This is a genomic window from Bradyrhizobium sp. MOS001 (assembly GCF_004634465.1).
Lineage (GTDB): Bacteria > Pseudomonadota > Alphaproteobacteria > Rhizobiales > Xanthobacteraceae > Bradyrhizobium > Bradyrhizobium barranii.
In genome coordinates this window covers 1-22869 of sequence record NZ_SPVJ01000033.1, presented here as the reverse complement: position 1 = coordinate 22869, position 22869 = coordinate 1, and the positions used below count along the sequence as shown (strand labels likewise).

The following is a 22869-nucleotide window of genomic DNA, read 5'->3' as shown; positions in this document are numbered from 1 at the left end:
TCTGATGTCGGCGTCGCTCCTTTTGGTTGATTGTTAAGACCTCCCGGACGCGCGCCCGCGCCAGCACAACGAGACCCGATTATGTTCGCCACCATTTCCATTCGCGCCAAGATCATCAGTGTCGTGGCGTTCCTGCTGGTCGCGATGACCGGCATGGGCCTGCTCGCCGTCACGAAGATGCGGTCGATGAACGCCAACACCACCGACATCACCACGAGCTGGCTGCCCAGCGTCCGGGTGCTCGGCGAACTCCGCGCTAGCGTCATCACCTACCGCAACGTCGTTCGCCAGCACATGCTGTCCGAGACCCTCGAGGAGAAGCTCGCCAACGAAAAGACGGCCGGCACCGTCATCGAGGCGCTCGCCAAGTCCCGCAAGGCCTACGAGCCGATGATCACCTCACCCGAGGAGCGCCGGCTGTACAACGAATGGGCCAAGCTCTGGGACGATTACAAGAAGGGCACCGAAGACGTCATGGCGCTGTCGCGCAAGGAGGCCGGCAAGGTCCCGCATGACGCCCAGGAGCTGAACACCAAGACGGTCAACAAGATCGGCCTTGCGTCGGATGAGGTCCTGATGAAGGACATCGATCTCAACACCAAGGGCGGCGACCAGGCTGCCCAGGATGCCGCCGACAGCTATTTCTATGCCTTCATGCTGGTCTCGATCATCCTCGGCGCCGCCGTGATCATCGGCATCGGCGTCAGCTTCTACCTGGTCCAGGACGTCTCCGCCGGCATCAACTCGATCATCCAACCGATGCAGGCGCTCGGCAAGGGCGACCTCTCCGCCGAAGTCCCGCATCGCGGCGAGAAGACCGAGATCGGCGCCATGGCCGACGTGCTCCAGATCTTCAAGGAAGCCTTGATCGCCAAGAAAGCCGCCGACGAGGCCGCCGCCGCCGATGCCGAAGCCAAGATCGAGCGCGGCCGCCGCGTCGACGGCATCACCCGCGATTTCGAAACGATGATCGGCGAGATCGTCCAGACCGTGTCGTCGGCCTCGACCCAGCTCGAGGCCTCCGCCTCGACGCTGACTTCGACTGCCGACCGCTCCCAGCGGATGGCGACTACGGTCGCCGCGGCCTCGGAGGAAGCCTCGACCAACGTGCAGTCGGTGGCCTCGGCCACCGAGGAGATGGCCTCGTCGGTCGGCGAGATCAGCCGTCAGGTGCAGGAATCAGCGCGGATGGCGGGCGACGCCGTCGGCCAGGCCCGTGCCACCACCGAGCGCGTCAGCGAGCTGTCCAAGGCGGCTTCTCGCATCGGCGACGTCGTCGAGCTGATCAACACCATCGCGGGCCAGACCAACCTCTTGGCGCTGAACGCCACCATCGAGGCGGCGCGTGCCGGTGAAGCCGGCCGCGGCTTCGCGGTGGTCGCCTCCGAGGTGAAGGCGCTCGCCGAGCAGACCGCCAAGGCGACCGGCGAGATCGGCCAGCAGATCTCCGGCATCCAGGCGGCGACCAACGACTCGGTCGGCGCCATCAAGGAGATCTCCTCGACCATCGAGCGTCTCTCCGAAATCTCCTCGGCGATTGCGGCTGCGGTGGAAGAGCAGGGCGCAGCGACCCAGGAGATCGCCCGCAACGTGCAGCAGGCGGCGCAGGGCACCCAGCAGGTCTCCTCCAACATCACCGACGTGCAGCGCGGCGCGACCGAGACCGGCACGGCCTCCTCGCAGGTGCTGTCGGCAGCGCAGATGCTGTCCAACGACTCGAGCCGCCTCAAGACCGAGGTCAGCAAGTTCCTGACCAACGTCCGCGCGGCCTAAGCCGGGACACGCTCGCAGTTCTGAAGGCGGCGCCTGCGGGCGCCGCTTTTTTACGTGGGGGTGAGCCGCTTTCGTAATCTTCCGGCCGCAGGCTGCATATCTGGAATGCGATTTCGCAGTGCGATAGCAGGGAAGTGACCGGACGGGGCGGCGCTGTCGTTGGCCATTTCCACGGTGTTCGGGTAAATCAGCCCTAGGAACCCGTGGGGCGTGTTCCCTGTCCCCGATTTGGAATTGCCTGACCAATGATTGCTCTGGTCCGTATTGCCCTGAGCCGACCCTACACGTTTGTCGTGCTCGCGCTTCTGCTCCTGATCATCGGGCCGCTCGCGGCCCTGCGGACGCCGACCGACATCTTCCCGGACATCCGCATCCCCGTGATCGGCGTGGTCTGGCAGTACACCGGCCTGCCGCCGGACCAGATGTCCGGCCGCATCACCACGCCGTTCCAGCGCGCGCTGACGACGACCGTCAACGACATCGAGCATATTACAGCTAACTCCTATAACGGCTTTGGCATCATCAAGATCTTCTTCCAGCCGAACGTCGACATCCGCACCGCCAACGCGCAGGTCACCGCGATCTCGCAGACGCTGCTGAAGCAGATGCCGCCGGGCGCAACGCCGCCCCTGATCCTGAACTACTCCGCCTCGACCGTGCCGATCATCCAGGTGGCGCTGTCGGGCGATGGCCTGACCGAGCAGAACCTCGCCGATATCGGCATCAATAATCTGCGCACCCCGCTGGTCACGGTGCCCGGCGCGGCGATCCCGTATCCGTTCGGTGGCAAGCAGCGCCAAATCCAGATCGACCTCGATCCTACCGCGCTCCAGGCCCGTGGCCTGTCGGGCCAGGACGTCGCCAACGCGCTCGCAGCCCAAAACCTGATCACGCCGGTCGGCACCCAGAAGATCGGCCAGTTCGAATACAACATCCAGCTCAACAACTCGCCGCTGAAGATCGACGAGCTCGGCAATCTGCCGATCAGGACCGTCAACGGCGCGATGGTCTATGTGCGCGACGTCGCGACCGTGCGTGACGGCAATCCGCCGCAGACCAACATCGTCCACGTCGACGGCAACCGCTCGGTGCTGATGATGGTGCTGAAGGCGGGCGCGACCTCGACGCTCGATATCATCGCCGGCATCAAGCAGAAGGTTATCGACGTCAAGGACCAGCTGCCGGACGCGCTGAAGATCGGCTTCATCGGCGACCAGTCGGTGTTCGTCCGCGGTGCGATTCAAGGCGTCGCGATCGAAGGCGTGATCGCGGCGCTGCTGACCAGCGTCATGATCCTGCTGTTCCTCGGCAGCTGGCGCTCCACGGTCATCATCGCGGTCTCGATCCCGCTCTCGGTGCTCGGCGCCATCATCATGCTGTCGGCGATCGGCGAGACGCTCAACATCATGACGCTCGGCGGCCTTGCGCTCGCGGTCGGCATCCTCGTCGACGATGCCACCGTGACCATCGAGAACATCAACTACCATCTGGAGCAGGGCAAGCCGGTCGAGCAGTCGATCCTCGACGGCGCCAATCAGATCGTGACGCCGGCCTTCGTCTCGCTGCTATGTATCTGCATCGTGTTCGTGCCGATGTTCTTCCTCTCCGGCGTCGCCCGCTTCCTGTTCGTGCCCATGGCCGAAGCCGTGATGTTCGCGATGATCTGGTCGTTCATCCTGTCGCGCACGCTGGTGCCGACCATGGCGAACTATTTGCTGCAGGCGCACGTCCATCACGAGGGCGCGCCGCCGAAGTCGCGCAATCCGCTGGTGTGGTTCCAGCGCGGTTTCGAGAAGCGGTTCGAGCGCATCCGCGGCGGCTACCATAATCTGCTGGGACTGGCGCTGGTGCACCGCGCGGTGTTCGTGATCGGCTTCCTCTGCGTGGTCGGCGCGTCCTTCGCGCTGGTGCCGTTCCTCGGGCGCAACTTCTTCCCGGCGGTCGATGCCGGCAATATCCTGATGCATGTCCGCACCCAGGTCGGCACCCGCGTGGAGGAGACGGCCAACCAGCTCGCCGACGTCCAGAAGGCGATCCGCAAGCTGATCCCCGGCGAAATCGAGACGCTGACCGACAACATCGGCATGCCGATCTCCGGCATCAACATGACCTACAACAACACGGGCGTGATCGGCCCGCAGGACGGCGACATCCAGATCAAGCTGAAAGAGGGCCACAAGCCGACGGAAGAGCACGTGCGCGTGCTGCGCGAGCAGCTGCCGCGCCTGTTCCCCGGCGTCAGCTTCGCATTCCTGCCGGCCGACATCGTCAGCCAGATCCTGAACTTCGGCGCGCCGGCGCCGATCGACCTGCAAATCCGTGGTGCCAATATCGGCGCCAACTTTGCCTACGCCAACAATTTGCTGGCGAGGGTTCGCAAGATCCCGGGCGTTGCCGATGCGCGCATCCAGCAGTCGCCGAACAACCCAACCTTCAACATCGATGTCGACCGCACCCGCGCGCAATATGTCGGCCTGACCGAGCGCGACGTCACCAACAGCCTCGTGGTCAATCTCGCCGGCTCCTCGCAGGTGGCGCCGACCTACTACCTCAATCCGGACAACGGCGTGTCCTACTCGATCGTGATGCAGACGCCGCAATACCAGATCGACTCGCTCAGCGCGCTCCAGACGCTGCCGATCACGGCCACCGGCAATTCCCAATCGCCGATCCTCGGCGGCATCGCCGACATCAAGCGCTCGACCTCGAGCGCGGTGGTGTCGCAATACGACATCCAGTCGCTGGTGCAGATCTTTGCCACGACCTCGGGCCGCGATCTCGGCGCGGTCGCCGCCGACATCCGCCAGGTGATCGCCGACACCGCCAAGGACGTGCCGAAGGGCTCCTCCGTGGTGCTGCTCGGCCAGGTGCAGACCATGAACAGCGCCTTCACCGGATTGCTGTTCGGCCTGCTCGGTGCCGTCGTGCTGATCTACTTCCTGATCGTCGTGAACTTCCAGTCCTGGTCCGATCCGTTCGTGATCATCACGGCGCTGCCGGCCGCGCTCGCCGGTATCGTCTGGATGCTGTTCATGACCGAGACGACGCTGTCGGTGCCGGCGCTCACCGGCGCGATCATGTGCATGGGCGTTGCCACCGCCAACAGCGTGCTGGTGATCTCCTTCGCCCGCGAGCGCTACGAGGAGCTCGGTGACCCCATCGCCGCTGCACTCGAGGCCGGGTTCGTCCGGTTCCGCCCGGTGCTGATGACCGCGCTCGCCATGATCATCGGCATGGCGCCGATGGCCCTGGGGCTCGGGGAGGGCGGCGAGCAGAATGCGCCGCTTGGCCGCGCCGTGATCGGCGGCCTGATCTTTGCAACTTTCGCCACGCTGATGTTTGTTCCCGTGGTGTTCAGTATGGTACACAAGAAACAAGGCGCCAAAGCCGCCGCCCCATTGGAGACTCCGCATGTCGCCCACTGAACCCCGCTCCCCGGTGTCGCACCGGAAACTGGGCATCTTCGGCGTGGTGGCGCTGATTGCGGCAGGCCTCGTCGTGGGTACCGGCATTCGTGCCCGCGAGGAGCAGGGCTCCAAACTGAAGGAATGGACCGACGATCAGGCCGTTCCCAGCGTTGCGGTGACCCTGCCGAACGCAAAATCCCTCAACGGCACCATCGACCTGCCGGGTCGGCTCGAAGCTTATTACCGCGCGCCTATCTTCGCACGCGTCTCCGGCTATCTGAAGAGCTGGAGCGTCGACATGGGCGCGCGCGTCAAGGCGGGGCAGGTGATCGCCGAGATCGAGGCGCCCGACCTCGACCAGCAACTGCTTCAGGCCCGCGCCGACCTCGCCAGCCAGCAGGCCAGTGCCAGGCTCTCGGAAGCAACGCTCAACCGGCGCAAGACGCTGGTCGCCTCCAACTTCGTCTCCGCGCAGGAGATCGACGAGCGCACCGCCGATCTCTCCAATAAGAACGCGGCCGTCCACTCAGGCCAGGCAAATGTCGAACGGCTTGAAGCGCTGGCCGGCTACAAGAAGATCACGGTGCCGTTCGATGGCGTGGTCACGGCGCGCGATACCGACGTCGGCGCGTTGATCAATGCCGGCGGCGGCTCCGGCCCGGCGATGTTCGTGGTCTCCGACATCACCAAGCTGCGCGTTTACGTCAACGTTCCCCAGAACTACGTGCCTGCGATCAAGATCGGCGCCAAGGCCACCATGGTCATGCCGGAATACCCGAACCGGACATTCCAGGCGACGGTCGAGGCGTCTTCGCAGGCCGTCGACGTCGCCTCAGGAACCACCCGCATGCAGCTTCGGCTCGACAATTCCAACGGCGAGTTGATGCCCGGCGGCTATGCCAGCGTGAAGCTCAACCTTCAGCGCGACACCGCGCCGCTGAGCATTCCCGCCAGTGCCCTGATCTTCAACGGCAGCGGTCTGCGTGTTGCGACCGTCGGTCCCGACGACAAGGTGCAGTTCAAGACCGTGACCATCGCACGCGATCTCGGCAAGGAGATTGAACTCGCCTCGGGCATCGCACCCGACGACCGCGTCATCACTGCCCCGCCGGATGGCCTTTCCGACGGCGACCAGGTTCGCGTCGCCGGCGGTGCCAAGGGCAAGCCGGCGACGGCGTCGGAGAAGCAGGCGCCGAAGGGCTAGGTTGATCTCGTAGGGTGGGCAAAGCGAAGCGTGCCCACCGTCTTCACGTGATTGGAAGAAGAATGGTGGGCACGGCGCAAGAGCGCCTTTGCCCACTCTACGAAAGCTACGTCACCCGCCACTCCGGCACGTCATCCGCGGCCATCGCGATCTCGCCGAGCGAACCCACCGGCGTGCGATCCATGTTCAGCAAGTGCGCCAGAGTCGCCGTATCGCTGGCCGCGATGCGCCCCAGCGTACGTCGATCATCTTCCGTCCGCAGCATCACCACGCCGTGTTCGACCTCGCCGCCGCGGCCATAGAGCACCGTGAAACTCTCGACCTTGCCCCTGCCTGAGACCTCCGTGACGAACTCGGGCACCGCGCGCTTGTTGCGGTCGGCCTCTGCCTGCACGCTCGTCTCCTGCGCCAGCGCCTCACGCGGCGTCTTCGACACCACCAATGCGTGGTGCTTGGTGACGAAGCCGCCCTGGCCGTAGAGCAGCCCGAGCTTGGCACCATCGCGCACACGCCGCAGCATCGCGCAGGCCGCGTGCGTCATGTAGGTGTTGAGCGGCGCGCCGAAGAAGGTGAGGCCACCGGTCACGGTCGGCTGCACGTCGGCCCCGAGGCCCAGCGTCCGCCGCGCCATCTTGGGCACGCAGGGGAAGCAGCTATAGAGCTCGATCGCGTCGAATTTCTTGCCGTCGCCGCCGGCGAGATCCATCGCCGCCTTCAGCACCGCATTCTGCGGATGGCTTTCATGGAACTGATCGCGCAGGAGGTAATCGCGCGGCTCTTCGGCCGAGGCGCCGCCAAGCGGGTAGACCAGCTTGTCCTCGGCGATGCCGGCCGCGCGCGCCTTGGCGAGGTTGGTGAGCAGCAGCGCGCCGCCCATGTTGACGCTGGGGTTGGCGACCATGAGCTTGTTGTAGGGCCAGGCGATCAGCCGGTTGTCCGCCGTCGGCGTCGTGATCTCGTCCGGCGCATAGCGCCGCTTCAGCCAGGCGTTGGGATTTTCGGCGGCGGCCTCGGAGTAGCGCGACCACAGCGTGCCGGACTCTGCCATGGCTTCACGCGGCGTCTGGCCCCAATGGGCGGAGGAGGCGGACTCATAGAATGGATAAACCGTGACGGGACGGAACACGCCGAGCTTCACCGCCAGCGGCTTCTGGAATGCCGCCCCACGCTTGGGCTCCTCGACGTCGTGGGCGAACGGCGTCCAGGGTAGCTTGACCCCGGCGCGCTCCGCCTTGGTCGCGGTCGACTGCGCCTCCGCGCCGCAGACAGCCGCCACCGTGCATTCGCCGCGCGCAATGCGTTTTGCCGCCTCGTGGATGTAGCGGATCGGGCTCTCGCCGCCGACGGGGCCGTAATAGCAATGCGCCGGCGCAATGCCGAGCCGCTGCGCCAAAAGCTTTTCCGGATCGCGATAGCGCCAGCTCAGGAAGTTGACGACGTCGAGCGACTGCACCTCGCCAAGCAGTTTTGCGCCGGCGTCCTGTTCGGCCCGCCGTAGCGCCTGTTCGAGCAGATCGAGCGGCTCGAGGCCGTCGGTGATCTCCTTGGGTCGGTCGACGATCTCGCCGATGCCGACGATGACGGGGATGAGGTCTTCCGGGATAGAGGTCTTGGTCATTTCTTCTTGGTTCACTTTCTGGGTCTTCGGCACGCCGTCGCCCTTCGAGGGCCGCTGAAGAAGCGGCCACCTCAGGGTGACGGCTACGGATGAAGCGTCATCCTGAGGTGCGAGCCGAGCGACGCTTGCGGCGCTTGGCGAGCCTCGAAGGATGAGCCACGGACTCTATTCCGGCCACAGGCAATTACTCCGCCACCAGCGCATTCATGTGCTCGACGGCCTCGGCAAACTCTTCCTTGAACTCCTGCACCACCGCGCCCGCCGACTTCACGCTGTCGATCAGGCCGACGCCCTGGCCGACGAAATAGCTGACGAGGTCGCGCGCTTTTGCGTTGCCGCTCGCCGCCGCGCGATCGATCGCGTTGAAGGCGTCGCGGCTGATGACGCTTTGCAGCGGCATCGGCAGCGCGCCCGGGCTTTCCGGCGCGCGGTCCCAGGCATCGGTCCAGACCGAGCGGAGCTGGCGTGCTGGCTTGCCGGTGCGCCCCTTCGAACGGATCGCGTCGCGCGAGGACGCCGTGATCATCTTCTCGCGGAAGATCGCCGTGGTCTCGGCCTCGACGGTGGCGAGCCACACCGAGCCGGTCCAGGCGCCGGCCGCGCCCATCGCCATGCAGGCGGCCATCTGCCGTCCCGTCATGATGCCGCCGGCCGCGAGCACCGGCACGTCGCGGATATTCTTGATCGCCTTGATCACCTCCGGCACCAGCACCAGGGTGGAGACCTCGCCGCAATGGCCGCCGGCCTCGGTGCCCTGCACCACGAGAATGTCGACGCCGGCGGCGACCTGGCGCAACGCATGCTCCTTGGCGCCGACGAGGGCGGCAACCGGCACGCCGTGCTTCCTGCCCATCTCGATCATCGCCTTCGGCGGCACGCCCAGCGCGTTGGCGATCAATCGGATCGGATGGTTGAAGGAGACCTCGAGCAGCTGAAGTGCGGTCTTCGCGTCGAACGGTTGCGGCTGGTTGTCGGCCACATCACTTGTCGTCAACTCGATGTCGTATTTCTTCAGGAGGTCGCGCGTGTAGGCGCGGTGCTCCTGCGGCACGCGCGCCTCCAGGCTCTTCCAGGTGACGTCCTTCTCGCCTGCGGTCGAGATATTCTCGGGGATCAGCACGTCGATGCCGTAGGGCTTGCCGTCGACATGCTCGTCAATCCATTTCAGCTCGCGCTCGAGCGTGTCGGGCGTGTGCACGGTGGCACCCAACACGCCGAAGCCGCCGGCACGGCTGACGGCGGCAACGACGTCGCGGCAATGGCTGAAGGCGAGCAGTGGGAACTCGATGCCCAGCATGTCGCAGATCGGCGATTTCATGGCTCTCTCCCGGCAGCCGTCGCGTTGCTGTTGTTGCTTTGCTTGAGCGAAGGCGCTTCGACGCTAGCCCATCGTCGCTAGCGATGCCAATCCGGATTTGGCCGCGCATCTTGCGTGCAGACGCCACGCGGCGGATGAGCCATTCCGCTGCACAAAATAAACAGACCGGAGCCCGCCGATTTGCCTCTTGCGCTTTTGTGGGTCTGTGAGAATGCTGGCGCAAACAAAGAGAAAACAGCGAGGGAGCGCCAACCGATGTCGCAAGCGCAAGCGAGTCCGGCCCGAACCGTGAAGGCCTACGACGTGGTCGTCGTCGGCGCGGGCTTTGCCGGCATGTACATGCTGCACCGCCTGCGCGGTCTTGGCTTCTCGGCGCGCGTCTATGAGCAGGGCGGTGGCGTCGGCGGCACCTGGTACTGGAATCGCTATCCCGGCGCGCGCTGCGATGTCGAGAGCATGCAGTATTCCTACTCGTTCTCGGAAGAGCTTCAGCAGGAATGGGACTGGAGCGAGCGCTACGCGCCGCAGCCGGAGATCCTGAACTACGCCAACCACGTTGCCGACCGTTTTGATCTTCGCCGCGACATCCAGTTCGACACCCGCGTCGAGCGCGCGGCGTTCGACGCGCGGGCGAAGTGCTGGTCGGTGACGACGTCCGACGGCAAGACGGTTGAGGCGCAGTTCATCGTGCTCGCGACCGGCTGCCTCTCGAACGCGCGCAAGCCCGACATCAAGGGCCTCGAGAGCTTCAAGGGACCGGTCTACCACACTGGCAGTTGGCCGCATGAAGACGTCGACTTCACGGGCTTGCGCGTCGGCTTGATCGGGACGGGATCGTCTGGCATCCAATCGACGCCCGTCATCGCCGAACAAGCAAGACATCTCACCGTGTTTCAGCGCACGGCGAATTTTTCGATTCCCGCGCGCAACGCCGCGCTGACCGACGAAGAGCGCAACAACGTCCGCAAAACCTATCCGGAGATCCGCCGCTTCGCCCGCGAAATCGCACGCAACGGCATTTTCGCCGAGCAACCCGATCGCGGCGCACTCGACGACAGCGATGAGACCAGGAATGGCAAATATTCGGCGCGCTGGGAGCGCGGCGGGCTCACCTTCATGTATGTCTACAACAATCTCGGCCTCGAGCGATCGGCGAACGATACCGCGGCGAACTTCGTGCGCGGCAAGATCGCCGAGATCGTGAAGGACCCCGAAACCGCGAAGCTGTTGCAGCCGAACAGCCATCCGATCGGCACCAAGCGCATCTGCATCGATACGGATTATTTCGCGACCTTCAACCGGCCGAACGTCTCGCTGGTCGACATCAAGACCAATCCAATCGAGGAGGTCACCGCGAATGCCGTGCGTGTCGCAGGCAAGGACCACGAGGTCGATGCGCTGGTGATGGCGACGGGGTTCGATGCCATGACTGGCTCGGTCGCGAAGATCGACATCAGTGGCCCGGGCGGACGGACGCTGAACGAGAAGTGGGCGGAAGGCCCGAAGACCTATCTCGGGCTGATGAGCGCGGGCTTTCCGAACCTCTTCATCATCACCGGCCCCGGCAGCCCGTCGGTGCTCTCGAACATGATCGTCTCGATCGAGCAGCATGTCGACTGGATCGCCGATTGCCTCGTTCACATGCGCAGGCAGGGTGTTGCCACCATGGAGGCAAGCGGGGAGGCCGAGGACAAGTGGGTCGCCCATGTCAACGAGGTCGCCCACGGCACGCTCTATCCGCAGGCCAATTCCTGGTACATGGGCGCCAACATTCCAGGCAAGCCGCGCATCTTCATGCCCTATATCGGCGGCGTCGGCGTCTACCGCCGGATCTGCGACGAGGTCGCGGCGAAGGGATATGAGGGGTTTTTGCTGGAGAGGGCCGAGCAGGGGCTGACTGCGGCCGCGTCCTGAGCCTCGCTCCGATCGTCATTCCGGGGCGCCGTAGAGCGGCGGGCCCGGAACGACGGCGGGGAAGTGGCCTGCCATGACGAAACGTAGAGTTGCCCCGCCCGGCAATGCATTTCTGCGCCCTTGCCATCGGCCATTCGCGGGCTAATTAATGCAGGCGCATCTTTTCGCCGGAGCCCCCGCATGACCGACGCCCCCGCCTACGTACCGCCCAAAGTCTGGATCTGGAACAAGGAGAACGGCGGGCAGTTCGCCAGCATCAACCGCCCCATTGCCGGCGCGACCCACGACAAGGAGCTGCCGGTCGGCAAGCATCCCTTCCAGCTCTATTCGCTGGCGACGCCGAACGGCGTGAAGGTCACGGTGATGCTGGAGGAACTGCTGGCGCTCGGCCACAAGGGCGCCGAATACGACGCCTGGCTGATCAGGATCGGCAATGGCGACCAGTTCGGCAGCGGCTTTGTCGACATCAACCCGAACTCGAAAATTCCCGCGCTAGTGGACCGCTCCGGTCCCGAGCCGATCCGGGTGTTCGAATCCGGCTCGATCCTGGTCTACCTCGCCGAGAAGTTCGGCGCCTTCCTGCCGAAGGATATCAAGAGTCGCACCGAAGCGATGTCCTGGCTGTTCTGGCAGATGGGCAGCGCGCCATATCTCGGCGGCGGTTTTGGTCACTTCTACGCCTACGCGCCGACCAAGATCGAATACGCCATCGACCGTTTTGCGATGGAGGTCAAGCGCCAGCTCGACGTGCTCGACCGGCGCCTCGCCGACAACGAGTACCTCGCGGGCAATGAGTACACCATCGCCGACATCGCGGTGTGGCCCTGGTATGGCGCGCTCGCCAAGGGGCTGGTCTATGGCGCCGGCGAATTCCTGTCGGTGCAGGACTACAAGCACGTGCAGCGCTGGACCGATCAGATCGCCAAGCGCCCGGCCGTCAAGCGCGGCCGCATGGTCAACCGCGTCTCCGGCGATCCCGCCAGCCAGCTCCACGAGCGGCACGACGCCGGCGATTTCGACACCAAGACGCAGGACAAGATCGGCGAGCCGGCGGCGACGTAAACGGTGCTCGCTTCACCTCGCCCCGCTTGCGGGGAGAGGTCGAATTCGATCGAAGATCGAATTCGGGTGAGGGGGACTCTCCGCGAGTCCAACTCACACTGTTTTCTCGGAAGCAGCCCCTCACCCCAGCCCTCTCCCCGTAAGAACGGGGCGAGGGAGCGCGATGGCGCGGCCTACTTCCTCTTCGCCCCCTCCGCGGCCGGAAACACCACGCGATCATCCGTGCGGCAGTAGCGGTCGGCGAACATGCGGCCGATCGGGTGATAGCGGTCCATGTGCACCCGCATCGCCTTGTCGTCCCAGAGCTCGTCGCGGATATGGAAGTGGATGCCTTCGCCCATGATCAGCCGGCGATCGTCGTTGACGTCGATCATCTTCCAGAGCTTGCACTCCATCGCCCAGGGCGTGTCGGCGAGCCGCGGCACGGCGATCTTCGCCGACGGTGCGAGCTTCAGCCCGAGATAGTCAGGCTCGCCCACTTCAGGGGGAAAATCTCCGCTGCTCTCGTGCATGGCCTTCGCCAGCGGCTCGTCGGCGAGGTTGACCACGAACTCGCCGGTGCGCTGGATGTTGAGAAACGTGTCCTTGTCCTGGCCGTTGGGCTTCCGGTTCGCCGCGAACATGCACAGCGGCGGATCTTCGCAGAAGGCGTTGAAGAAGCTGAACGGCGCGGCGTTGACGACGCCGGTCGGCCCGACCGAGGTCACCCACGCGATCGGCCGTGGCAGGATGAAGGACGTCAGCACCTTGTAGCGCTCGCGTGGCGTCAGGTCGCTGGCGGCGTATTCCATGGTGGCTCCGTAGGAGTGAAACTCTCGTAGGGTGGGCAAAGCGAAGCGTGCCCACCACTTCTTGCGAAGCCGCGATGGTGGGCACGGCGCGCGAAGAGCGCGCCTTTGCCCACCCTACGGCTCTTCCCGAGCGGGGAGAGGCCAGAGACTTTTACGCCATGCTCAACTCGTGGCGTCCCACCACCATCCAGTGCACCTCGTCCGGACCGTCGGCGAAGCGCAGATGGCGGACGTCCTGGTACATCTCCGCGAGCGGGGTCCAGTGCGAGATGCCGGTGGCGCCGTGCATCTGGATCGACTGGTCGATGATCTTGCAGGCGCGCTCCGGCACCATGGCCTTGACCATGGACACCCAGACGCGGGCCTCCTTGTTGCCGAGCACGTCCATCGCCTTGGCGGCCTTCAGCACCATCAGCCGCATCGCCTCGATCTCGCAGCGCGCCTGCGCGATGATCTGCATGTTGCCGCCGAGATGGGCGATCTTCTTGCCGAAGGCCTCGCGGGTGAGGCCACGCTGAACCATCAGATCCAGCGCCTTCTCGGCCTTGCCGATGGTGCGCATGCAGTGATGGATGCGGCCCGGGCCGAGGCGGAGCTGCGAGATCTCGAAGCCGCGGCCTTCGCCGAGCAGCATGTTCTCCTTGGGCACGCGGACGTTGTTGAAGCGCATGTGCATGTGGCCGCGCGGGGCGTGGTCCTGGCCGAACACGTACATGGGCCCGAGCACCTCGACGCCGGGCGTGTCGCGCGGCACCAGGATCTGCGACTGCTGCTTGCTCGGCGCCGCATCCGGATTGGTCTTCACCATCACGATGAGGATCTTGCAGCGGGGATCGCCGACGCCGGAGATGTAATATTTCTCGCCGTTGATGACCCATTCGTCGCCGACGAGCTTTGCGGTCGTCGAAATGTTCTTGGCGTCGGAGGAGGCGACGTTCGGCTCGGTCATGACATAGGCCGAACGGATCTCGCCGTTCATCAGCGGCTTCAGCCACTTCTCCTTCTGCTCCTTGGTGCCGACGCGCTCCAGCACTTCCATGTTGCCGGTGTCCGGCGCCGAGCAGTTCATCGTCTCGGAGGCCAGCGGGCTCTTGCCGAGCTCGGAGGCGATATAGGCGTAGTCGAGATTCTTCAGGCCCTGACCGGTCTCGTCGTCGGGCAGGAAGAAATTCCAGAGGCCTTCCTTCTTGGCCTTGTTCTTGGCGACCTCGAGCACCTCGAGCTGTTTCGGCGTAAAGCTCCAGCGATCCTGCTTGCCTTCGCCGGCCTTGGCGAATTCGATCGACATAGGCTCGACGGTGTCGCGGATGAATTTCCTGACGTGATCGTAGAGCGGCCGGACCTGGTCCGACATGCGAAGATCGTTGAGCTCGTCGCCGGGATTGAGGGTGTAGTTGGTGGTGCGGGGTATGTAGGCGTGCTTTGTCATTGTTCCTCCCGGGGTCACTGAGATCGCGTTGGGCCGCAGAATAGTCGCAGCGCGGCCAAAGCGCGAGCGCGCATTTTTTCAGGCGACCCATGCCATGCGATGGAATATCGCGAGAGTGTTTGAAATGTTGTTTGAACGGCGTGAGGAGGCAGGTGCGGGCCGCACTCACTGTTGTCATCGCCCGGCTTGACCGGGCGATCCAGTACTCCGTGACGTCAGCGATTTACGGAGAAGCCGCGGCGTACTGGATTCCCCGCTCCAGTGCGCAATTGCGCACAAGGCGGGGAATGACACCGTCCTGGAGCAATCAGTTCGGCAGCCGATGCATCGCGCAGATCTTGTTGCCGTCGAGGTCGCGCAAATAAGCGATGTAGAGCTTGTTCCCTGCGCCCTCGCGGATGCCGGGTGGATTCTCGATCGGCGTTCCGCCGGCGGCGACGCCGGTGGCGTGCCACTTGTCGACCTGCTCAGGCGAGTTGGCGGCAAAGCCGATGGTGCTGCCATTCGCACACGTGGCGGCCTCGCCGTTGATCGGCTTCGTCACCGAGAACACGCCGGTCTTGGTGATGTAGAAGATGCGATGGCCGTCGACCCTGGCCGGGCGCACCTCGAGCGTGCCGAGCAGCTGGTCGTAGAACGCCTTGGCCTTGTCCAGGTCGTTGGTGCCGATCATGATGTGTGAGAACATTTGCCCATTCCCCTCAGAGTTTGTAGCCCGGATGGAGCGCAGCGAAATCCGGGTCTTGCTTGTTTTTGAAAATCCCGGATTACGCTTCGCTCCATCCGGGCTACGAGATTCAAAACGCCGTATAGCCGCCGTCGATCACGAACGTATCCGCGGTGTGATACGACGACGCCTTGCTCATCAGATACACCGCGATGCCGCCGAAATCGCTGGCCTCGCCGAAGCGCCGCATCGGAATGCGCGGCATCACATTGGCGACGAACTTCTCGTTGGCCATGATGCCCGCGGTCATGTCGCTCTTGATCCAGCCGGGCAGGATCGCGTTCGCGGTGACGCCGTGACGCGCCAGCTCGACGCCGAGCGCGCGCACCAGCGCGTTGATCGCGGCCTTGGTCGCGGCATAGTGCTCATTGCGCGCAGTGCCGAAGATCGAGGCGAGGCTCGATGTCGCGACCAGCCGGCCGAAGGGATCGCCGGCATTGGCGCGCTCGGTCATGTGTTTTGCGGCGGCCTGGAAAGCGTGGAACACGCCGTCCAGATTGGTCGCAAACATCGTGCGCCACTCTTCCTCGGTGCGCTCGATGAAGGAGCGCCGGCCGCCGCCGCCGATACCGGCATTGGCAAAGCAGCCGTCGACCCGGCCGAAAATGTCGAGCGTCGCCTTCATCGCGGCATTGACCGAAGCCGGATCGGTGACGTCGCAGACGCGGGTGTCGACCTTGCCGGAGAGGCCCGTCATGCTCGCGGCAGCAGCCTTGTTCTTGTCAGGATTGCGGCCCCAGATCAAGACGTTGCAGCCCTGGCCGGCGAGCGCCTGCGCGATGCCGAGCCCGATACCGCCATTTCCGCCGGTGATCACGGCGACGCGGCCGCTGAGGTCGAAAAGGTTCATGGCGCGTTTCCTGTTTTTGGCACGGGCGCGCGCCAGCCTGTGCGCGCAAGATTGTGCGATACGACGACAAGGTATGTTCGGACCACCATGGACAAGGCCGCGACAAAAATCAAATATGCGCCCCGGCAAAACTAATTCCGGTCTGCGAAACATCGCTAGTACCAACTGACGAGGAAACCATGCAGTTCAAACACGTCACGCTCGATTTCGATGGCTCGGTCGCGATCCTCCGGCTCGACCATCAGGAGGTGATGAACGCGGTCTCCATGGACATGCTGGGCGGCCTCTCCGATGCCCTCGACGCGATCGAGGAGAAGAAGGGCGAGGTGCGCTGCGTGGTGCTGACTGGCGCGGGGCGGGCGTTCTGCACCGGCGCGAATCTGCAAGGGCGCAACAACCAGTCGAAGAAGACCAAGGCCGGCCTGACGCTCGAGACCGGCTTTCATCCCTTCCTGCGCCGCATCCGCAATCTGCATTGCCCGATCGTCACTGCCGTCAACGGCCCGGCCGCCGGCGCCGGCATGAGCTTCGCGCTGCTCGGCGACATGATTTTGTGCGCGCGGTCCTCTTACTTTCTTCAAGCCTTCCGCCGCATCGGCCTGGTGCCGGATTGCGGCTCGACCTGGCTGCTGCCGCGCCTGATCGGCCGGGCGCGTTCGGTCGAATTGTCGCTGATGGGCGAGCGCCTGCCGGCCGAGAAGGCGCTGGAATGGGGCCTCGTCAACCGCGTCTATGACGACGGCGTGCTGATGGAGGAGGCGATGAAGCTCGCGCGCGATCTCGCCAGCGGCCCGACGGTCGCGCTGTCGCTGATCCGCAAGCTCTACTGGGACAGCCCCGAAAATTCGTTCGAGGATCAGCTCAATCTCGAATTCCAGTGCCAGCTGCGTGCCGGCGACACGGACGATTTCCGTGAAGGCGTTGGCGCGTTCCTGGAGAAGCGCCCGGCGCAGTTCAAAGGCAAATGATCGAGGCCGAGCTCTCCCGCAGCGTCGCGCGCTGGTGCGAAGGGGCGACTGGCGTCACCGGCGCGGCAAAACTGTCCGGCGGCGCCAGCCAGGAAACCTGGCGCTTCGACATCGAGCATCCCGATGGGCCGATCGGCGCGATCCTGCGCCGCTCGCCGAAGGGCTATGGCGCCGCGCCGACGCGCGCGGCAGGTCTCGCCGCCGAAGCCCAGTTGATGCAGCTTGCCTATGAGGCGGGCGTGCCGTCGCCGCGCGTGATGCATGTGTTGACGCCCGACGAAAATCTCGGCACCGGCTTCATCATGCAGCGGGTCGAGGGCGAGACCATCGCCCGTAAGATTCTTCGCGATGATGAGTACGCGGCGGCGCGGCCGCGTCTCGCGCGGCAGATCGGCGGCGTGCTCGCCGGCCTGCACAAACTGCCACAGGACAAGCTGCCCGAGCTGCGCAGCCGGTCCGCGACCCAGGAGATCGGCGAGTTCGAGCGCGACTATCGCAGCCTGAACTGGCCAAAGCCCGTGTTCGAGCTGGCGCTGCGCTGGCTGCGCGACCATGATCCCGGCCCCTCGGCCGAGACCACGCTGGTGCACGGCGATTTCCGCAACGGCAATCTCATCATCGGCGCCGACGGCGTCCGCGCCGTGCTCGACTGGGAGCTCGCCCATCTCGGCGATCCCATGGAGGATCTCGGCTGGGTCTGCGTCAACTCCTGGCGCTTTGGTGAGATCGACAAGCCGGTGGGCGGTTTTGGCACACGCGAGGAATTGTTCGCCGGCTATGAGGCCGCGGGCCGCAAATGCGATCCTGCGCGCGTCAAATTCTGGGAAGTGATGGGCACGCTGCGCTGGGGCATCATGTGCGGCGGCATGATGCAGCGGTTCCGCGAGGGGCCGGATCATTCGATGGAACGCGCCATGATCGGCCGCCGCGCCAGCGAGACCGAGATCGATCTGTTGCGGCTGCTGGCGCCGCGCGGGAGCTGACACATGCAGGACGAACCGACACCGACCGAGCTGACCAAGGCGGTCGCCGATTTCCTCGGCAACGACATCACGCCGCTGATCTCCGGCCATCAGGCCTTCAAGCTGCGCGTCGCCATCAACATCCTCGACCTCGTGACGCGGCAGCTGACGCAGGAGGAGAGGAGCGACGCGAAGGAGGTGGAGCGGCTGCGCGCGCTGCTCGGCATGGACGGCCCGGTGGCCGATCTCAACCGCGCGCTCGCCGATCGCATCGCCAAGGGTGAGATTGATCTGGCAACGCCGGGGCTCGCCGAGCATCTCTGGCAGACCACAATGGATAAGCTAGCGGTCGACCAGCCGAACTATGCCTCATACAAGCGGGAGCTGGGGCGAGGCGGGTAGACGGTGCCATATTCTCCGCTGTCATCGCCCGCCTAGTGCGCAATTGCGCACAGGGGGGGCGATCCAGTATTCCAGAGACGGCAATGAGATGCGTTGAAGCCGCGGCGTACTGGATGCCCCGGTCAAGCCGGGGCATGACACCTGTGGTGTTGGGGCATCCGTCGTCGTGACGAGGAGAGCGGCGCTCTACTTCCCCACCCATTTCGGCGGCCGCTTCTCCGAGAATGCCTTCGGGCCCTCGATATAATCCTGCGAGGCCACCATCGCCTTCACCGCTGGATATTCCCGCTGCTCCTCGATCGCCTGCTCCAGCGAGACGGCGAGGCCCTTCTGGATGGTCTGCTTCGACGCCCGGATCGACATCGGCGAGTTCTTGGTGATCATCTCCGCCCAGCGCAGCGCGCCCGACAGGGCCTCACCCTGCGGCACCACCTCGTTGACGAAGCCGAGCTCATGGCCCTCCTTGGCGCTGACATGGCGCGCAGTGAGGATCATGCCCATGGCACGCTTGAGCCCGATCTGGCGCGGCAGCCGGTGCAGGCCGCCGGCGAGTGCGGCAAGGCCGACGCGCGGCTCGGGCAGGGCGAAGGTCGCATTCTCCGAGGCGATGATCAGGTCGCAGGCGAGCGCGATCTCGAAGCCGCCGCCCATGGCGACGCCGTTGACCGCGGCGATGATCGGCTTGTCGCAATCGAAGCGCGAGGTAAGGCCGGCAAAGCCGCCCTTGTCCCAGCCGCGCTTTCCGCCCGCCGCCTGCCACTTCAAATCGTTGCCGGCGCAGAACGCCTTGTCGCCGGCGCCGGTGACGATCGCGACCCACTGCTCGGGATCGGCTGAGAAATCGTCAAACACCTTCTGGAGCTCGAAATGCGCGTCGGTGTGCAGCGCGTTGTAGACCTCGGGCCGCGACAGCGTAACGATCGTGATCGGCCCCTTGCGTTCCACCTTTGAGAATTTCAGATCCATCGCGCGCTCCCGCATTTTCTCGTGAAGGAATATTGGCGTCATACTAGCGCGTGCCAGCGCCGCGACACCATCGAATTGCGCGGGCGCGCCTTGCGCCCGTCACACGCCTTGCCTTGCTTGACTTGCGCGCGCACTTCTCACCTTAATCGCGCGAAGCAAAAGCGCGGTTAGCGCCTTAACGCAAAACGACAAAACTACTCCGGGAGAGAGCCGTGGATTTCTCATTGCCTGCCGATCTCGTCGCCTATCTCGGAGAGCTCGATCGATTCATCGAACGCGAGATCAAGCCGCTCGAACAGGCCGACGACAACATCCGCTTCTTCGACCATCGCCGCGAATGGGCGCGCACCGATTTCGACAATGGCGGCCTGCCGCGCCATGAGTGGGAAGCGCTGCTGCGCAAGGCCAAGGATCTCGCGGACGCCGCCGGCCATCTGCGCTTTCCGGTGCCGAAGCAATATGGCGGCAAGGACGGCTCCAACCTCTGGATGGCTGTGATCCGCGAGCACTTTGCCGCCAAGGGTCTCGGCCTGCACAACGATCTTCAGAACGAGCACTCCATCGTCGGCAATTTTCCCGTTGTCACCATGCTCGATCGCTATGGCCGCGACGACCAGAAGGCGATGATCGACGGCTCGATCAGGGGCAAGTACCGCATCACCTTTGGATTGACGGAGCCGCATCACGGCTCGGACGCGACGCACATGGAGACGCGCGCGGTGCCCGCGACCCGCGACAACGTCAAGGGCTGGATCATCAACGGCGAGAAGATGTGGACGACCGGCATGCACGTCGCCACGCATTGCGCGCTGTTCGCGCGCACCTCGGGCAATGACGGCGATGCCCGCGGCATCACCTGCTTCCTGGTGCCGGCCAAGAGCCATGGCGTGAAGGTCGAGGAGTACATGTGGACCTTCAACATGCCGACCGACCATCCGCGCGTCAGCTTTACGGACGTGTTCGTGCCTGAGGATGCGCTGTTCGGCGAAGTCGGCCGCGGCCTGTCGCTGGCGCAGTGCTTTGTCCACCAGAACCGCATCCGCCAGGCGGCAAGCTCGCTCGGCGCCGCCGTCTACTGCATCAACGAGAGTGTGAAGTACGCGCGCGAGCGAAAGCCGTTCGGCAAGGCGCTCGCCGAGAACCAGGCGATCCAGTTTCCGCTGGTCGAGCTCGCGACCCAAGCCGAGATGCTGCGCCTGTTGATCCGCAAGACAGCCTGGGAGATGGACCAGCTCAATGAGGAGCAGATCGAGCGCACGCTCTCCGACCGCGTCTCCATGTGCAACTACTGGGCAAACCGCCTCTGCTGCGAATCCGCCGACCGTGCCATGCAGGTCCACGGCGGCATGGGCTATTCACGCCACAAGCCGTTCGAGCACATCTACCGCCACCACCGCCGCTATCGCATCACGGAGGGGAGTGAGGAGATCCAGATGCGGAAGGTGGCGGGGTTCTTGTTCGGGTATATGGGGCCGGGGAAGCATTAGAGAGACGCTGCGATCTCTCCCCGAGTCGTCCCCGCGAATGCGGGGAGGACCCATAACCCCAGGGAGTAGTTTGAGGCGAGACGGCAACTCCGTGTCTTCGCCAAACTCCACCCTGTGGTTATGGGTCCCGGGCTCGCGCTGCGCGCGCCCCGGGACGACGACGCGGATAGAGCGGGGCTAATTCACCCGTCGGTCCTTCCCTACCCAATACGGCTCCCTCAGCTGCCGCCGCAAGATCTTGCCTGACGGATTCCGCGGCAGCGCCGGCAAGAACTCCACGCTCTTCGGTGTCTTGAATCCAGCGATACGTTCGCGGGTGAAGTTGATGATGTCGGTGGCGGTCGCCTGCTTGCCGGGCTTCATCACCACGACGGCCTTCACGGCTTCGCCCCATTTGTCGTCGGGCACGCCGATCACGGCGGCCTCGGCGACGTCAGGATGATCGCACAGCGCGCTCTCGACCTCGGCCGGGTAGATGTTCTCGCCGCCGGAGATGATCATGTCCTTGATGCGGTCGTGGATGTAGAGATAGCCGTCCTCGTCCATGTAGCCGGCGTCGCCCGTGCGCAGCCAGCCATCGCCGCGCAGGGTCGAGGCGGTCGCCTCCGGTAAATTCCAATAGCCGGCCATGTTGGAGCCCGAGCGCGTCGCGATCTCGCCGACCTCGCGCGGCGGCAGCGGTTTGCCGTCCGCATCCAGAATCGCGATCTCGACGCCCGGCAGCGCCTTGCCGGCCGAGCGCATCCGCTCGAGGCCCTCGACGTGGTCCTCCGGCGGCAGCGCGACGATGGTGCCTGTCGTCTCGGTCATGCCGTACATCTGCACGAAGCCGCATTTGAAGATCTCGATGCATTCCTTCAGCAGCGCCGCCGGAATGGGCGAGGCGCCATACAGCATGTATTTCAGGCGCGAGAAATCGACCGTCTTCGCGCGCGGCTGCCGTACCACGAACTGCATCGCCGCCGGCACCATGAACAGCTTGGTGATGCCCGACTGCTCGAAGAAATCCAGCACCTTGGTCGGATCGAACTCGCGCGCGATCACGCCGCGGGCGCCGTGATAGAGTCCCATCACGCCCCAGCCGGAGCCGCCGATGTGGAAGATCGGCATCGCCACCAGCGACACGTCGTCGGTCGACCACCGGTTCCACTCCGGCTTGTCCTCGGCATTGCCTGTTTGTACGAGGTTGAGGAAGTTCGCATGCGACAGCATCGCGCCTTTCGGCTTGCCTGTCGTGCCCGACGTGTAGAGCTGGATCGCGATGTCCTTCGTGTCGATCGGCACCTTCGGGTCGTCGCCGCTTTGCGCATCGCGCCAGGCCGTAAAATCCTGCCATTCCGGCGCGCCGCCTTCAGTGGTGATGACGGTGCGCACGCCAGGCAGCTGGTCCTTGATCTGGCGGACCTGCGCGATGAACTCCGGCCCGACGAACAGCACCGGCGCCTTGCAATCCGCGACGATGAACGCGATCTCGGGCCCGGCAAGCCGCCAGTTCACCGGCGCCATCACCACACCGGCCTTCATCGCGCCCATCAGCAGCTCGAAATAGAGATCGCTGTTCTTGCCGAGATAGGCGATGCGGTCGCCGCGTCTGACACCCATCGCGATCAACGCGTTGGCGACCTTGTTGGTCTTGACGTCAAACCCGGCAAAGCTGGTGAGGCGGCCCTCGAACTCGTAGGCGGTCGCGTTGCCGCGGCTGGTCGCGCGCTCGCGCACCATGTCGGCGAGATTCGCCAATGGCTGTGTGGTGGACATGTCTCTCCCGTGGCGTCTTGTTTTTATGTCTGGGAGTGTGGCGTCATCCGCGGGTGAAGACAAGATGGGAGAGGCCCCGCTGTCGTCCCGGACAAGCGAAGCGCCGATCCGGCAACTGTTATGTCGGCTTGACGTTCAGGTAGGGCTTCCTGTCGCGCATCATGGCGTTGAGGACCGTCAGCAGCTTCCTGGCGACGGCAATGAGGGCGAGTTTGGCTGGTTTGCCGGCCTGT

17 protein-coding genes and 1 pseudogene are annotated in these 22869 nt (G+C 64.7%); 9 read left to right on the top strand and 9 right to left on the bottom strand.

The genetic code is table 11. From position 1 onward, the window contains the following. The first annotated feature begins 81 nt into the window (after positions 1-81). From CT676_RS30050 to CT676_RS30040, 3 genes are all read left to right on the top strand, one after another. Positions 82-1773, top strand: a complete 1692-nt coding sequence (locus tag CT676_RS30050) for a methyl-accepting chemotaxis protein (RefSeq protein WP_063984694.1) — start codon at positions 82-84, stop codon at positions 1771-1773. Positions 1774-2018: 245 nt separating this feature from the next. Then, the gene (locus CT676_RS30045; protein ID WP_085403937.1) at positions 2019-5198 is read left to right on the top strand and encodes an efflux RND transporter permease subunit; all 3180 of its coding nucleotides are present in this window, start codon (positions 2019-2021) and stop codon (positions 5196-5198) included. Continuing rightward, positions 5185-6384: an efflux RND transporter periplasmic adaptor subunit gene (locus CT676_RS30040; protein WP_085403936.1), complete on the top strand. Its 1200-nt coding sequence runs from the start codon at positions 5185-5187 to the stop codon at positions 6382-6384. Before CT676_RS30045 ends, CT676_RS30040 begins: the two co-directional genes overlap by 14 nt. 106 nt (positions 6385-6490) lie before the next feature. On the opposite strand, the gene CT676_RS30035 is transcribed toward CT676_RS30040, so the two are convergent. Together CT676_RS30035 and CT676_RS30030 are read right to left on the bottom strand one after the other, a co-directional pair. Continuing rightward, positions 6491-8002 (bottom strand): acetyl-CoA acetyltransferase, encoded by a 1512-nt coding sequence (locus CT676_RS30035; protein WP_085403972.1) that lies wholly within the window; start codon positions 8000-8002, stop codon positions 6491-6493. Between the two features lie 184 nt (positions 8003-8186). Next, positions 8187-9320 carry a nitronate monooxygenase gene (locus tag CT676_RS30030; protein WP_085403935.1) on the bottom strand — a complete coding sequence of 378 codons (1134 nt, stop codon included), beginning with the start codon at positions 9318-9320 and terminating at the stop codon, positions 8187-8189. 255 nt (positions 9321-9575) lie between these two features. Here CT676_RS30030 and CT676_RS30025 point away from each other — a divergent pair, with 255 nt between their 5' ends. Further along, positions 9576-11234 carry an NAD(P)/FAD-dependent oxidoreductase gene (locus CT676_RS30025; RefSeq protein WP_135215958.1) on the top strand — a complete coding sequence of 553 codons (1659 nt, stop codon included), beginning with the start codon at positions 9576-9578 and terminating at the stop codon, positions 11232-11234. 180 nt (positions 11235-11414) lie between these two features. After that, positions 11415-12296, top strand: a complete 882-nt coding sequence (gene yghU, locus CT676_RS30020; protein ID WP_085403934.1) for a glutathione-dependent disulfide-bond oxidoreductase — start codon at positions 11415-11417, stop codon at positions 12294-12296. Positions 12297-12469: 173 nt separating this feature from the next. Here the strand turns inward: yghU and CT676_RS30015 are convergent, their stop codons facing one another. The 4 genes from CT676_RS30015 to CT676_RS30000 form a co-directional block, all read right to left on the bottom strand. After that, positions 12470-13087, bottom strand: a complete 618-nt coding sequence (locus CT676_RS30015) for a flavin reductase family protein (RefSeq protein ID WP_085403933.1) — start codon at positions 13085-13087, stop codon at positions 12470-12472. A 151-nt stretch (positions 13088-13238) separates the two neighbouring features. Next, positions 13239-14516 carry an acyl-CoA dehydrogenase family protein gene (locus CT676_RS30010; protein ID WP_014496881.1) on the bottom strand — a complete coding sequence of 426 codons (1278 nt, stop codon included), beginning with the start codon at positions 14514-14516 and terminating at the stop codon, positions 13239-13241. Between the two features lie 307 nt (positions 14517-14823). Continuing rightward, on the bottom strand, positions 14824-15204 hold the full coding sequence (locus CT676_RS30005; RefSeq protein ID WP_028146897.1) for a VOC family protein: 381 nt from the start codon (positions 15202-15204) through the stop codon (positions 14824-14826). Positions 15205-15313: 109 nt separating this feature from the next. Continuing rightward, positions 15314-16093 carry an SDR family oxidoreductase gene (locus CT676_RS30000; protein ID WP_085403932.1) on the bottom strand — a complete coding sequence of 260 codons (780 nt, stop codon included), beginning with the start codon at positions 16091-16093 and terminating at the stop codon, positions 15314-15316. A 179-nt stretch (positions 16094-16272) separates the two neighbouring features. Here CT676_RS30000 and CT676_RS29995 point away from each other — a divergent pair, with 179 nt between their 5' ends. From CT676_RS29995 to CT676_RS29985, 3 genes are read left to right on the top strand one after another with little or no spacing between them, the layout of a single operon-like run. Beyond that, positions 16273-17061: an enoyl-CoA hydratase/isomerase gene (locus tag CT676_RS29995; protein ID WP_028146899.1), complete on the top strand. Its 789-nt coding sequence runs from the start codon at positions 16273-16275 to the stop codon at positions 17059-17061. Continuing rightward, on the top strand, positions 17058-18044 hold the full coding sequence (locus CT676_RS29990; RefSeq protein WP_085403931.1) for a phosphotransferase family protein: 987 nt from the start codon (positions 17058-17060) through the stop codon (positions 18042-18044). Before CT676_RS29995 ends, CT676_RS29990 begins: the two co-directional genes overlap by 4 nt. A 3-nt stretch (positions 18045-18047) precedes the next feature. Beyond that, positions 18048-18425: a DUF6285 domain-containing protein gene (locus CT676_RS29985; protein WP_085403930.1), complete on the top strand. Its 378-nt coding sequence runs from the start codon at positions 18048-18050 to the stop codon at positions 18423-18425. Positions 18426-18611: 186 nt separating this feature from the next. Here CT676_RS29985 and CT676_RS29980 read toward each other — a convergent pair whose 3' ends face one another. Next, positions 18612-19391 carry an enoyl-CoA hydratase-related protein gene (locus tag CT676_RS29980; RefSeq protein ID WP_085403929.1) on the bottom strand — a complete coding sequence of 260 codons (780 nt, stop codon included), beginning with the start codon at positions 19389-19391 and terminating at the stop codon, positions 18612-18614. Positions 19392-19603: 212 nt separating this feature from the next. On the opposite strand from CT676_RS29980, the gene CT676_RS29975 reads away from it, so the two are divergent. Beyond that, the gene (locus CT676_RS29975) at positions 19604-20878 is read left to right on the top strand and encodes an acyl-CoA dehydrogenase family protein (protein WP_085403928.1); all 1275 of its coding nucleotides are present in this window, start codon (positions 19604-19606) and stop codon (positions 20876-20878) included. A 177-nt stretch (positions 20879-21055) separates the two neighbouring features. Here CT676_RS29975 and CT676_RS29970 read toward each other — a convergent pair whose 3' ends face one another. Both CT676_RS29970 and CT676_RS29965 read right to left on the bottom strand, forming a co-directional pair. Next, on the bottom strand, positions 21056-22636 hold the full coding sequence (locus tag CT676_RS29970; protein WP_085403927.1) for a fatty acid--CoA ligase: 1581 nt from the start codon (positions 22634-22636) through the stop codon (positions 21056-21058). Positions 22637-22754: 118 nt separating this feature from the next. Beyond that, positions 22755-22869: pseudogene (locus CT676_RS29965) on the bottom strand (IS110 family transposase); the annotation flags it as partial.

What these genes read in the sequence shown, in the direction of transcription:
- CT676_RS30040 (WP_085403936.1), top strand. Translation starts at nt 5,185, where the DNA reads ATGTCGCCCACTGAACCCCGCTCCCCGGTGTCGCACCGGAAACTGGGC.
- CT676_RS29990 (WP_085403931.1), top strand. Translation starts at nt 17,058, where the DNA reads ATGATCGAGGCCGAGCTCTCCCGCAGCGTCGCGCGCTGGTGCGAAGGG.
- CT676_RS30015 (WP_085403933.1), bottom strand. Translation starts at nt 13,087, where the DNA reads ATGGAATACGCCGCCAGCGACCTGACGCCACGCGAGCGCTACAAGGTG.
- CT676_RS29970 (WP_085403927.1), bottom strand. Translation starts at nt 22,636, where the DNA reads ATGTCCACCACACAGCCATTGGCGAATCTCGCCGACATGGTGCGCGAG.
- yghU (WP_085403934.1), top strand. Translation starts at nt 11,415, where the DNA reads ATGACCGACGCCCCCGCCTACGTACCGCCCAAAGTCTGGATCTGGAAC.
- CT676_RS29980 (WP_085403929.1), bottom strand. Translation starts at nt 19,391, where the DNA reads ATGGATCTGAAATTCTCAAAGGTGGAACGCAAGGGGCCGATCACGATC.
- CT676_RS30050 (WP_063984694.1), top strand. Translation starts at nt 82, where the DNA reads ATGTTCGCCACCATTTCCATTCGCGCCAAGATCATCAGTGTCGTGGCG.
- CT676_RS30030 (WP_085403935.1), bottom strand. Translation starts at nt 9,320, where the DNA reads ATGAAATCGCCGATCTGCGACATGCTGGGCATCGAGTTCCCACTGCTC.
- CT676_RS29995 (WP_028146899.1), top strand. Translation starts at nt 16,273, where the DNA reads ATGCAGTTCAAACACGTCACGCTCGATTTCGATGGCTCGGTCGCGATC.
- CT676_RS29985 (WP_085403930.1), top strand. Translation starts at nt 18,048, where the DNA reads ATGCAGGACGAACCGACACCGACCGAGCTGACCAAGGCGGTCGCCGAT.
- CT676_RS30000 (WP_085403932.1), bottom strand. Translation starts at nt 16,093, where the DNA reads ATGAACCTTTTCGACCTCAGCGGCCGCGTCGCCGTGATCACCGGCGGA.
- CT676_RS30005 (WP_028146897.1), bottom strand. Translation starts at nt 15,204, where the DNA reads ATGTTCTCACACATCATGATCGGCACCAACGACCTGGACAAGGCCAAG.
- CT676_RS30045 (WP_085403937.1), top strand. Translation starts at nt 2,019, where the DNA reads ATGATTGCTCTGGTCCGTATTGCCCTGAGCCGACCCTACACGTTTGTC.
- CT676_RS30010 (WP_014496881.1), bottom strand. Translation starts at nt 14,516, where the DNA reads ATGACAAAGCACGCCTACATACCCCGCACCACCAACTACACCCTCAAT.
- CT676_RS30035 (WP_085403972.1), bottom strand. Translation starts at nt 8,002, where the DNA reads ATGACCAAGACCTCTATCCCGGAAGACCTCATCCCCGTCATCGTCGGC.
- CT676_RS30025 (WP_135215958.1), top strand. Translation starts at nt 9,576, where the DNA reads ATGTCGCAAGCGCAAGCGAGTCCGGCCCGAACCGTGAAGGCCTACGAC.